The sequence below is a fragment of the Streptomyces phaeochromogenes genome, from assembly GCF_001418655.1.
GTDB lineage: Bacteria > Actinomycetota > Actinomycetes > Streptomycetales > Streptomycetaceae > Streptomyces > Streptomyces phaeochromogenes.
Window position 1 is genome coordinate 1 of the sequence record NZ_LIQZ01000380.1, and the last position, 11,412, is coordinate 11,412.

Annotated in this window: 9 protein-coding genes; 1 reads left to right on the forward strand and 8 read right to left on the reverse strand. The window is 68.4% G+C overall.

All coding sequences use genetic code 11. The annotated features are described in order from the left end of the window. Window positions 1-200: 200 nt before the first annotated feature. The 8 genes from AOK17_RS39100 to AOK17_RS39135 form a co-directional block, all read right to left on the reverse strand. Entirely contained in the window at window positions 201-1,847 is a 1,647-nt protein-coding gene (locus AOK17_RS39100; RefSeq protein ID WP_055617376.1) for a pyridoxal phosphate-dependent aminotransferase, read from the reverse strand. A 128-nt stretch (window positions 1,848-1,975) separates the two neighbouring features. Continuing rightward, the gene (locus AOK17_RS39105) at window positions 1,976-3,022 is read right to left on the reverse strand and encodes an aldose epimerase family protein (RefSeq protein ID WP_055617377.1); all 1,047 of its coding nucleotides are present in this window, start codon (window positions 3,020-3,022) and stop codon (window positions 1,976-1,978) included. Window positions 3,023-3,140: 118 nt separating this feature from the next. Continuing rightward, window positions 3,141-4,385, reverse strand: a complete 1,245-nt coding sequence (mmsB, locus tag AOK17_RS39110) for a multiple monosaccharide ABC transporter permease (RefSeq protein ID WP_055617378.1) — start codon at window positions 4,383-4,385, stop codon at window positions 3,141-3,143. Between the two features lie 5 nt (window positions 4,386-4,390). After that, window positions 4,391-5,932, reverse strand: a complete 1,542-nt coding sequence (mmsA, locus tag AOK17_RS39115; RefSeq protein WP_055617384.1) for a multiple monosaccharide ABC transporter ATP-binding protein — start codon at window positions 5,930-5,932, stop codon at window positions 4,391-4,393. A 32-nt stretch (window positions 5,933-5,964) separates the two neighbouring features. Continuing rightward, window positions 5,965-7,077 (reverse strand): multiple monosaccharide ABC transporter substrate-binding protein, encoded by a 1,113-nt coding sequence (gene chvE, locus AOK17_RS39120; protein WP_190228038.1) that lies wholly within the window; start codon window positions 7,075-7,077, stop codon window positions 5,965-5,967. A 134-nt stretch (window positions 7,078-7,211) separates the two neighbouring features. Continuing rightward, window positions 7,212-8,180, reverse strand: a complete 969-nt coding sequence (locus AOK17_RS39125) for a hypothetical protein (RefSeq protein ID WP_055617380.1) — start codon at window positions 8,178-8,180, stop codon at window positions 7,212-7,214. 142 nt (window positions 8,181-8,322) lie between these two features. Beyond that, the gene (locus AOK17_RS39130) at window positions 8,323-9,333 is read right to left on the reverse strand and encodes a zinc-dependent alcohol dehydrogenase (RefSeq protein WP_055617381.1); all 1,011 of its coding nucleotides are present in this window, start codon (window positions 9,331-9,333) and stop codon (window positions 8,323-8,325) included. Between the two features lie 106 nt (window positions 9,334-9,439). Beyond that, complete coding sequence (locus AOK17_RS39135) at window positions 9,440-10,600, reverse strand: mandelate racemase/muconate lactonizing enzyme family protein (RefSeq protein ID WP_055617382.1); 1,161 nt, start codon at window positions 10,598-10,600, stop codon at window positions 9,440-9,442. Window positions 10,601-10,855: 255 nt separating this feature from the next. Between AOK17_RS39135 and AOK17_RS51010 the strand changes: the two genes are divergently transcribed. Next, window positions 10,856-11,412 (forward strand): SCO2400 family protein (locus AOK17_RS51010; RefSeq protein WP_055617383.1); only part of this gene is annotated, 557 nt, incomplete at its 3' end.

Sequence of the window (11,412 nt, forward strand, 5' to 3'; positions counted from 1 at the left end):
TTCCCCGCGCCCCTGAAAGCCAAAGGACTGCGCCGTTCCCCGCGCCCCTGAAGGAGCGGGTGAGAGAGAGGTGCGGACCCGCGGCTCCCCTCCGGGCGCGGGCCCGCACCTCTTGTGCCGGGGCCGGGAGGGTCCTGGACCTCCCGGCCGGCGAGGGTCCCGTTGCGGGATGCGGGGCCCTCGGGCAACCGGTCCGGTGGTCAGCCGACCCGGTCGACAGCGGCGGCCGGCCAGCCGGCGCCGTTCGGCGGCGTGTTGGGCCAGCCGGTGGCCTGCTGTGGCACGGGTTGGGGCACCGGCTGCGGCATGGCCTGGGGCTGCGGTTGCGGGAACCCCTGCGGCTGCCCCTGAGCGTTCACGGCGGTCAGCCCTCCCGGCATGCCCGTCGTGCCACGGGTCTGGGCGGCCGTGAGCGGCTGCGGCTGCCCGGGTATCCCGTTCGCGGCGGCGGCGAACTGCTGGGGCTGGCCGGCCATTCCGTTGGCTGCCGCGGTGAACTGCTGGGGCTGGCCCATCATTCCGTTCATTCCGTTGGCCGCGGCGGTCAGCGGCTGGGGCTGCCCGACCATCCCGTTCGCGGCGGCCGTGAGCGGCTGGGGCTGCTGGGCCATCCCGTTGGCCGCCGCGGCGATCCCCTGGTAGCCCTGCCCGCTGGTCGAACTGACGAGCCGGTCCACCGCCGCCGTACCCGAGCTGTAGCTGGTCCCTGTGCTCAGCTCGGGCACGGCGGCTCCCCTCCTGGTCCCGTAGAGCACCGACTCCAGGCCGGACACCAGGCGACGCACGTCCGTCTGGGGGCGCACCACGAGCCGCAGGAAGCGACTGGACGAGCCGATCTTGTTGCCGCACTCGCGGACCAGGATCCGGTGCTCGGTGAGCAGGCGGTCCCGGACCACGGTGCCCTCGGCACCCACGGGGAGGCGCACGAAGAGGAAGTTGCCCTGCGAGGGGTAGACCGTGAGGCCGGGCAGTGTGGAGAGCTGGCGGGCCATGTCGAGCCGGTCGCGGCGCACCATGTGCAGGCTCTCCACGTACTCGGCCCCGTAGTCCTTGAGCATGAAGACCACGGTCTCCGCGAAGGCGTTCAGGTTCCACTTCGGCAGCATCGAGCGGATCCTGCCCGCCAGGCCCGGATTGGCCACCATGTAGCCGAACCGCACGCCGTGCAGACCGAAGTTCTTGCCGAGGCTGCGCAGCACGATGACGTTGGGGCGCATCACCGCCTCCTCGACGATGCTCGGCTCGTTCTCCGCGTCGGCGAACTCCAGGAACGACTCGTCGATGACGATCAGGTCGAGGTCGGCGAGCGCGTCGCAGAACGCCAGGATCGTCTGCTTGGGCACGAAGCCGCCGTCAGGGTTGTTCGGGTTGCAGATGACGGCCGCGCGGGTGCCCCTGGAGCGGATGAACTGGATGTACTGCGCCGGGTCGAGCGCGAAGCCGTTGCTCTCCTGGAGCGGGAACATGTCGACGCGCTTGCCGGTCTCCAGCGGCTGGTCGGTCCAGCGGCCGAAGGTGGGGACCGGGATGGCGAGCGACTCCCGGACCAGCAAGTGGTCGATCCAGGTGATCAGTTCTGTGGACCCGTTGCCCATTGCCACGCACTGCGGGGGAAGTTGCAGCAGATTGCACAGCTCGGCGGTGATGGTGTCCGCGCTGCTCGGGTAGTACGTGATGATGTCGCGCAGCCGGTTGGTCAGCTCGTCCATCATCCTGGGCGAGGGAAAGTACGGATTGCACGGGATGCAGAAGTCCACCGGACCCGCCTCCCCGCTCTCGCGTGCCAGCGCGGCCATCGAGGGGCTGTGCGCGCCGGTGCGGAACAGCGAGGTGACATTGTCGGCCATGGACCCTCCGTCCTTGAGGGGCGGCCCGAGCGGGGATACGCGGGCCGCCCCTTAGTACGGGTGGCTGTGTGTCTCTGTTCAACGACTGTGAATTCATGTGGAAGTTGTGAACTCGCTGTGAAGAATGATCACAGGTCGAACGAGTGGACCGTCGTCGAGCGGTACGTCTCGCCCGGCCTGAGCACGGTCGACGGGAACTCCGGGCGGTTCGGCGAGTCCGGGAAGTGCTGGGTCTCCAGGCACAGCGCGCTGCCAGGACCGTATGCCCGGCCGCCGGGGCCCACCAGGGCGCCGTCCAGGAAGTTTCCGGAGTAGAACTGCACACCGGGCTCGGTCGTCGCGATGCTCAGGATGCGGCCGGAGACCGGTTCGCGGAGGGTCGCGAAGTGCTCGGGCCGCTCCGTGAGCCCCTTGTCGAGGACCAGGTTGTGGTCGAACCCCTTGGTGTGCAGGAGTTGTCGGTCGGGCCGGCCGAGATCCTCGCCGACGGTCTTCGGCGTACGGAAGTCGAAGGCGGTGCCCGCGACCTCGGCGAGTTCGCCGGTGGGGACGAGGCTCGCGTCGACCGGTGTGAAGCGGGACGCGGCGACGGCCAGCTCGTGGTCGTGCACGGAGCCGCCGCTCTCGCCGGCGAGGTTCCAGTACACGTGGTTGGTGAGGTTGACGACCGTGGCCCGGTCGGTGGTGGCCTCGTAGTCGATGCGCCAGTCGCCGTTCCCGGTGAGCGTGTACGTGACCTTCGTCGTCAGCGTGCCGGGGTAGCCCATCTCGCCGTCGGGGCTGGTGCGGCGCAGGACCAGGCCCACGTCGGGGCCGGAGGTGAACTCCTCCACGGCCCACACGTGCTTGTCGAAGCCGTCGGGCCCGCCGTGCAGGTTGTTCCCGCCGTCGTTGACGGGGAGTTGGTGGTCCTCGCCGTCGAGGGTGAACCTGCCGCCGGCGATGCGGTTGCCGTACCGGCCGATGACGGCGCCGAAGTACGGGCTGGACGCCTCGTACTCCTCGATCGTCCCGAGACCGAGCGACACGTTCGCGTACCGGCCGTGGCGGTCCGGGAGTTCGAGTGACTGGACGGCTCCGCCGTACGAGAGGACCTTCAGCCGGGTGCCGCCGTTCTCCAGCGACCAGCGGTGGACCTTCGTGCCGTCGGCGAGCGTTCCGAAAAGTTCCTTCACGGTCGTCCTGTCTTCCAACTGTCTTCCGGAGCTTGGCTGCTGCCGCGGTTCGCGAAGAAGCCGTACACAGAGAAATGGGGCCCCGCGGGCATGCGCCCGCGAGGCCCCACCGGCAACGTTACGAACCGACCTTGCGCTTGTTCCACACGTCGAAGCCGACCGCCGCGAGGAGCACCAGGCCCTTGATGACCTGCTGCCAGTCGCTGCCGACGCCGACGAGGTTCATGCCGTTGTTCAGAACACCGAGAACGACACCACCGATGATCGCGCCGAGGACCGTGCCCACGCCGCCGCTCATCGACGCGCCGCCGATGAACGACGCGGCGATCGCCTCCAGTTCGAAGTTCACACCGGCCTTGGGCGAGGCCGCGTTGAAGCGGGCCGCGAAGACCAGACCGGCCAGCGCCGCCAGCATGCCCATGTTGAGGAAGACCAGGAAGGTGACCTTCTTGTCCCGCACACCGGACAGCTTCGCCGCGGGCAGGTTGCCGCCGATCGCGTACACATGGCGGCCGATGACGGCGTTGCGCATCACATAGCCGAAGCCCACGACGAGGACGCCGAGGATGATCAGGACGACCGGGGCGCCCTTGTAGCTGGCGAGCATCATCGTCACCGTGAGCACGGCCGCGACCAGCGCCACGATCTTCAGCAGGAAGAGCTTGGCGGGCGGCACCTCAAGGGCGAACTCCTGCTGCCGCCTGCGGTCACGGACCTCCTGCAGCACCACGAACGCGATCACGGCGAAGCCGAGCAGCAGCGTGAGGTTGTGGTAGTTGGTGTCCGGGCCGACCTCGGGAAGGAAGCCGTTGGAGACGTCCTGCAGACCCTTGGGGAACGGGCCGATGGTCTGGCCCTCCAGGAAGATCTCGGTCAGACCGCGGAAGAGCAGCATGCCCGCGAGGGTGACGATGAACGAGGGTATGCCGAGATAGGCGATGAAGAACCCTTGCACGGCCCCCGCGGCGGCGCCCAGGAGCAGGCACATCACCACGGCCAACGGCCAGGGGATGTCGTGGTTGACCATCAGTACGGCCGCCACCGCGCCAACGAAGGCGGTGAGCGAGCCGACCGACAGGTCGATGTGGCCCGCGATGATGACGAGCATCATGCCGATCGCGAGGATCAGGATGTAGCTGTTCTGCAGCACCAGGTTGGAGACGTTGCGCGGCAGCAGCAGGTCGCCGTCGGTCCACACCGCGAACAGCACCACGATCAGACCGAGAGCGATCAGCATGCCGTACTGCCGCATGTTGCGGCGCATACCGTCGATCATCAGCTGCAGCAGGCCGTCGCCCCCGGTCGAGTCGCCCTTGCCGGCGGGCGCCGGCGCGGGGGACTTGGCGGTCACGTTCGTGCTCATCGCTCTTACCTCTTGTCCTTCGTCATCTGGCGCATCAGCACTTCCTGCGTGGCCTCGGCCCGCGGGACCTCACCGGTCAGCCGTCCGGCGGCCATCGTGTAGATGCGGTCGCACATTCCGAGCAGTTCGGGCAGCTCGGAGGAGATGAAGACGACCGCCTTGCCCTCGGCGGCCAGTTTGTCGATGACCGTGTAGATCTCGAACTTGGCGCCCACGTCGATCCCGCGGGTCGGCTCGTCCAGGATCAGCACGTCCGGACCCGCGAAGATCCACTTGCTGAGGACGACCTTCTGCTGGTTGCCGCCCGACAGCTTGCCCACCGGTTCGAAGACCGTCGGCGCCTTGATGTTCATCGACTTGCGGAAGCGCTCGGCGACCTGCCGCTCCTCGTGCTCGTTCACGACACCGCGCTTGGCCACCTTCCCCAGGGCACTGAGGGAGATGTTGCGGTTGATCGTGTCGATGAGGTTGAGGCCGTAGTGCTTTCGGTCCTCCGTCACGTACGCGATCCCGTGCTTGACCGCCTCGGGCACGGTCTTCGTACGGATCTCCGTGCCGTCCTTGAGGACGGTGCCGCTCGCGTACCGGCCGTAGGTGCGCCCGAACACGCTCATCGCGAGCTCGGTGCGCCCGGCGCCCATCAGCCCGGCGATGCCGACTATCTCCCCGCGGCGCACCTGGATCGACACGTCGTCGACGACCTTGCGCTGCTGGTCGATCGGGTGGTGGACGGTCCAGTTGCGGATCTCCAGGGCCGGAGCCGCGTCCGCCTCCGTGTCGTGCGGGGTGCGCTCCGGGAAGCGGTGGTCGAGGTCGCGCCCGACCATGCCGTTGATGATCCGGTCCTCGGTGGTCTCCGCGGCCTTCACGTCGAGGGTCTCGATGGACCGCCCGTCGCGCAGGATCGTCACCGAGTCGGCGACCGCCTCGATCTCGTTCAGCTTGTGCGAGATGATGATCGAGGTGATGCCCTGGTCCTTCAGACCCCGGATGAGCTCCAGGAGCTTGCCGCTGTCCTCGTCGTTCAGAGCCGCCGTCGGCTCGTCGAGGATCAGCAGCTTCACCTTCTTCGACAGCGCCTTCGCGATCTCGACGAGCTGCTGCTTGCCCACGCCGATGTCGGCGACCCGGGTCTCCGGGTGATCGCTCAGCCCGACCCGCCGCAGCAGTTCGGTCGCGTGCTTCAGCGTCTCGCTCCAGCTGATGAAGCCGCGCGTGGCGTGCTCGTTGCCGAGGAAGATGTTCTCCGCGATGGAGAGGTACGGCACCAGCGCGAGCTCCTGGTGGATGATCACAATGCCGTGCTGCTCGCTCGCCCGGATGTCCTTGAACTGGCAGGACTCGCCCTCGAAGAGGATGTCCCCGTCGTAGGTTCCGTGCGGATGGACGCCGGAGAGGACCTTCATGAGGGTCGACTTTCCGGCGCCGTTCTCACCGCAGATGGCGTGGACCTCGCCCGGCCGGACGCTCAGGGAGACGTCCGACAGCGCCTTGACGCCGGGAAAGGTCTTGACGATCGAGCGCATTTCCAGGACGGGTCCCGCCATGGTCGTGCCTTCCAATCCTTAGAAAACGGCGGTTACTTGAGGTCGCTTTCCTTGATGTAGCCGGAGTCGACGACAACTTCCTTGTAGTTGGTCTTGTCGACGTTCACCGGCTCCAGCAGGTACGCGGGCACGACCTTCGAGCCGTTGTCGTACGTCTTGGTGTCGTTCGTCTCGGGCTTCTTGTCGCCCAGGACGGCGTCGACCATCTTCGAGGCGACCTCGGCGAGCTGGCGGGTGTCCTTGTAGACGGTCTGCGTCTGCTCACCGGCGATGATCGACTTCACCGAGGCGACCTCGGCGTCCTGCCCGGTGACGACCGGCAGCGGCTTGTTCTTGGAGCCGTAGTCGTCCGACTTCAGCGCCGACAGGATGCCGATGGAGATGCCGTCGTACGGCGAGAGCACCGCGTCGACCCGGTCCTTGCGGTACGCCGCGGTCAGCAGCTCCTCCATGCGCTTCTGGGCGGTGCCGCCGTCCCAGCGCAGCGTGGTGACCTGGTTGAGCTTGGTCTGGCCCGACTTGACCACCAGCTGCTTCTTGTCGATGTACGGCTGCAGGACCTTCATCGCGCCGTTGAAGAAGTACTGGGTGTTGTTGTCGTCGTTGGAACCCGCGAAGAGCTCGACGTTGAACGGGCCCTTCTTGGAGCCGTCCTTCAGACCGAGCTTCTCGACGATGTAGCCGCCCTGCAGCGCGCCGACCTTCTCGTTGTCGAACGACGCGTAGTAGTCGACGTTCGGCGAGTTGAGGATCAGGCGGTCGTAGGAGATGACCGGGATCTTGGCGTCCTTGGCCTGCTGGAGAACGTTGTCGAGCGACTTGTTGTCGATCGCGGCGATGATCAGCGCGGAGACGCCCTGGGTGATCATGTTCTCGATCTGCGACACCTGGGTGTCGGGGTCGTCCTCGCCGAAGGCCAGCTTGGTCTTGTAGCCGGCCGCCTTGAGGTTCTTCTCCACGTTGGCGCCGTCGGCGATCCACCGCTCGGAGGACTTCGTCGGCATCGCGATGCCGACGGTGGAGCCCTTCGCGTCTCCCTTCGTGTCCTCACTGCCGCCGTCGCTGTCCTGCCCGCAGGCGGAGAGGGTGAGGGCCAGGGAGGCGGCCGCGGCTATGGCGGAAAGCGCTGCTTTGCGATTGCGCATGATCATCTTCCTTGATGTTCTGACGGGGCTCGGTCTGGAGCTTCGAGGAGCCGGAGTGAGGAACGGACCGAGAGCAAGTGTGTGGGATTGTGTTCGGCCGCGTCGTCTTTTGTGAAGGGGGTGTGCTCGGAACGTTATGAGGGAATGTCAAAACGTTGGAGTGTGCCCGGGAGCCTGGAGCCGAGCGGCGCCATGTCGCCGTCCGCCCCGTGCCGCGCGAGCAGGTCCAGCGCAAGCCGGCCACGCCGTACCCTCTCCCGGGCCGTGGACAGCGTCACGTCCCGCATGTGGTGGCCGTACGGGTAGATCCCGGGAGCCTTGGACAGGCCGAACTTCAGGTACAGCGGGGCGCCGCGGCGGATCAGCTCGGCGACCTCGTACATGCGCACGTATCCGCCGAGATCGTCGGGGGCCTCGATGTACATGTCCATGGGGGCTGCGCTGACCCTGCGGATCTCCGTCAGGTGGTCGAGCGTGAGATCGCTCGGCACGTTGATGGAGTCGCCGCCGAGTTGCTCGTACACGGCGTACGCGGCCGGGTTGACCGGGCCTATCAGTGCCGAGACCTTCAGCGTCGTGTCCGCCGGGATGATCCCGGCGACCCGGGCCCGGTGCAGGGTCCAGAGCACGCCTTCGTCAGCCACGAGGAGGCACTTTACGCCCAACTCCGTTGCACGGATGGCGTCTTCGAGACAACCTGCGACCGCATCGTGACCACGGGCGCGCAGCCCGCCGCCCCGCGAGTCGGTACGGGTCGAGCCGCCGATGTCCCACGTGCCGCGCGGGCCCGTGAAGAGGCAGAGCTCGATGTCCCGCTCCTCGGTCGCCTCGACCATCTCGGTGATCTCGGCGTCGGTGAGCATCCAGATGCCGCTGCCCTGGCTGATCCGGTGGATCGGCACATCGAGCCGCGAGGACTCCTTGAGGACCACGGCGAGCGCCTCCGGCCCCTCGCACGAGGGGATCTCGGTGCGCCAGCGCCCGCCCTCCGGGAAGGCGTGCGGTGAGGCGTCGGCGGGGGAGAGGGCGGGCGCGCCCAGGCCGAGCGCGGCGAGCGCCTGCTCACCGGGTCGACGGGCCGCCTTGGGAGAAGGGTCGGTCACGAGCTGTCCTTAGCTGGAACTGGCTTTGGCGGGATTCACGTTCGATGTCTCGGACGTGGTTCGTGGCGGTGGATGTACGCCGGTACGGAGCGTCAGGTCTCCGTACCGGCGTACGGATCGGGGGCGGCCGGTACCGCGGGCCCTAGGGCCGCAGCAGCACCTTGCCGACCTTCGGGTCGCCGGACCCCACCAGCTCGATGGCGTGAGCGAACTCGTCCAACGGCAGCTCGTGCGTGACCAGCGGAAGGGGATCGAGGAGACCGGCACCGAAGACCCGCACCGTGTGCGCCCAGGCCTCCGGCGGCGCCCCGAACACGGTGTGCACCTCCAGCTGCCGTACGACGAGATCGGTGGGGTCCAGTCCCTCGGCACCCGGAGCCGGGATACCGGTGAGGACGAGCCGTCCGCCGCGCCGCAGCAGCGAGGCGGCGGTGGTCGCGGCGGTCGCCGACCCGGCGGTCTCGATCACCACGTCGAAGTCGTCGGGCAACGCCTGGTCCCGGGTACGGAAGTCGGTCGCGCCGAACGTCTTCGAGAGCTCCTCGCGGTCCGGGCGGGTGCCGACCACGAGCAGCTCCGAGGGCGAACCCGCCTTCAGGAACTGCACGGCGAACATGCCGAGCGTCCCGGTGCCGACGACGGCCACCCGCTCGCCGGGCCGCGCGTTCGCCTTGAGCGCCGCCGCCGCGATGCAGGCCGCGGGCTCGAGCAGCGCCGCCGCCGTCAGGTCGGCGTCCTCCGGCAGTACGTGCAGCAGCCGGGCGGGCAGCGTGAGCGTGGTGGCCATGGCGCCGGGCTGGGTGAAGCCCGTCTCCTCGTAGCCGGCCGTGCACAACGTTGTCTCGCCCTCGTGGCAGCGGTCGCACACCTGGCAGTTGCGGAAGCCCTCACCGACCACCTTGCGGCCCACCAGGCCCTCCGGGACCCCGGGACCGACCGCCTCGACCGTGCCGGACCACTCGTGCCCCGGCGTCAGCGGGTAACGGACGTACCCCTCGGGCCGGTTGCCCTGGTACACCTCGCGGTCACTGCCGCAGATACCGCTCGCGTGGACCCGTACGAGGGCCTGGCCCGCGGCGGGTGCCACGGGCTCGTGGGGGGCCAGCCGGTGCTCGCCGGGGCCCTCGATGACGACGGCCTGCGGGGCGCTCATGACTGCTCCGTGCCGGTGAGGCGTGCCGAGTCCACGGCGGAGCGTCGTGCCGGGGCTTCGAAGGGGTGGCGGCCACCCCTTCGGCCCACCCCGGTGCCGGGTGCCGTCACTTGCCACCGCCCTTCGGCTTGCGCTGCTCCCAGCCGTCCGCCCACAGGTCGAAGCGGGCCTGCTGCTGGGGGAACTCGGCCGCCGCGTCGGTGTCCAGCTCGACGCCGAGGCCCGGCTCGTGCGACAGCTCGAAGTAGCCGTCGACGACCTGCGGGGCACCCTTCACGACCTTCTTGATCTCCGCGTCCGCGAAGTCGTTGAAGTGCTCCAGGATCTTGAAGTTCGGGGAGGTGAAGCCGACTTGGAGCGAGGCGGCGGTGAGGACCGGGCCGCCCACGTTGTGCGGCGCCACGAGTACGTAGTGGGCCTCGGCGGTCGCCGCCAGCTTCCGGGTCTCCCAGATGCCGCCGAGGTGGCCGACGTCAGGCTGGATGATGTCCACGGCCTGGCTCTCGAAGAGCTCGCGGAACTCGATGCGGTCGTGGATGCGCTCACCGGTCGCGACCGGGATGTCGACCTTCGCCGCCACCTTCTCCAGCGCCTTCAGGTTCTCCGGCGGGACCGGCTCCTCCAGCCAGGCCGGCTTGAAGGGCGCGAGCTCGCGCGCGAGACGGATCGCGGTGGCCGGCGAGAAGCGGCCGTGCATCTCCAGCATCAGCTCGGCCTCGGGGCCGATCGCGTCGCGGACCGCCTCGATCAGCGAGACCGCGTACAGCGACTGCTCGTGGTCGAGCTCGAAGTGACCCGTCCCGAACGGGTCGATCTTCAGCGCCTTGTACCCGCGCGCGACGACCTCCTGAGCGGCCTTGTGGTACGCCTCCGGAGTGCGCTCCGTGGTGTACCAGCCGTTCGCGTACGCCTTCACCCGGTCGGTGACCTTGCCGCCCAGCAACTGCCACACCGGTACGCCCAGGGCCTTGCCCTTGATGTCCCAGCACGCCATCTCGATCACGGCGATGCCGGACATCACGATCTCGCCGGCCCGCCCGTAGTCGCCGTACTTCATGCGACGCACGAGGTCCTCGACAGCGAAGGGGTCGGAACCGAGAATGTGGTTGGTCTCCGCCTCCCGCAGATAGCCGAGCAGCGCGTCGGTGTGCCCCAGCATGCGGGTCTCACCGACTCCGGTGATGCCCTCGTCGGTGTGCACCTGGACATAGGTCAGGTTGCGCCACGGCGTCCCGACCACGTGTGTGCTGATTCCGGTGATGCGCACGGAAATTGCCCCTTGTGGCTCTACGGCTCTGTTCGAAATTTCGTCACACGTTCGAAATGCTGGCCAGACAGTAAGGATTCGGCGGCGGCAGTGTCAATGGGTCGAACGCACAACGGTTTCGACGCGATGGCACTGGAAGGCGGCGAATGGTCCGGCCTGTCCTCAACTCGCCCAACCGGAACGGGCAGTTCAGCACAGAACTTTCACAGCTGTGACTGTGAACGTGACCTGCGCGGAGTTTAGTCTTCCGGCGTCATGGACTACTGCCACCCGTGCCAAAGGCACCTCAATGGCGCCCTCGCTTGCCCGGGGTGCGGTACATCGGCCGAAGCGTGCCGGGAGTACGCGGCTTCCCTTGAGGACCGCGAGGACGCCGTCGACGAGTTCGACGACGACCCGGAGGGCGACGAGCCGACGGGTGGACGCCGGTCCCGGCGCCGGGGCGGTCGTGGGGTCCGCGCGAGCCGGCGCGACCGGCGGGCCGCGCTGCACCGGCGGCGGCGCAGGCGGGTGCTGCTCGTGGGTGCGGGGCTGTTGCTCGCGGCGGGCGGGCTCAGTCTGGCCGAGCTGGGTATAGAGGCCCCCTCCTCCGAGCCGAAGGCGGCAGCGGCGGACGGTACGTCGTCCGGTTCCTCGGCCTCCGCGGACGGTTCGTCGTCGTCCGACGACGAGGACGGCTCCTCCGGCGGGGCGGGCGCGGAGTCCCCGGACGCATCGGCGTCCCCCTCGGCGTCGGAGTCGAAGAAGTCCAAGAAGGACAAGGACGACAAGGACGAATCCCCCGACCCGTCCCGCTCGACCACCCCCCGAAC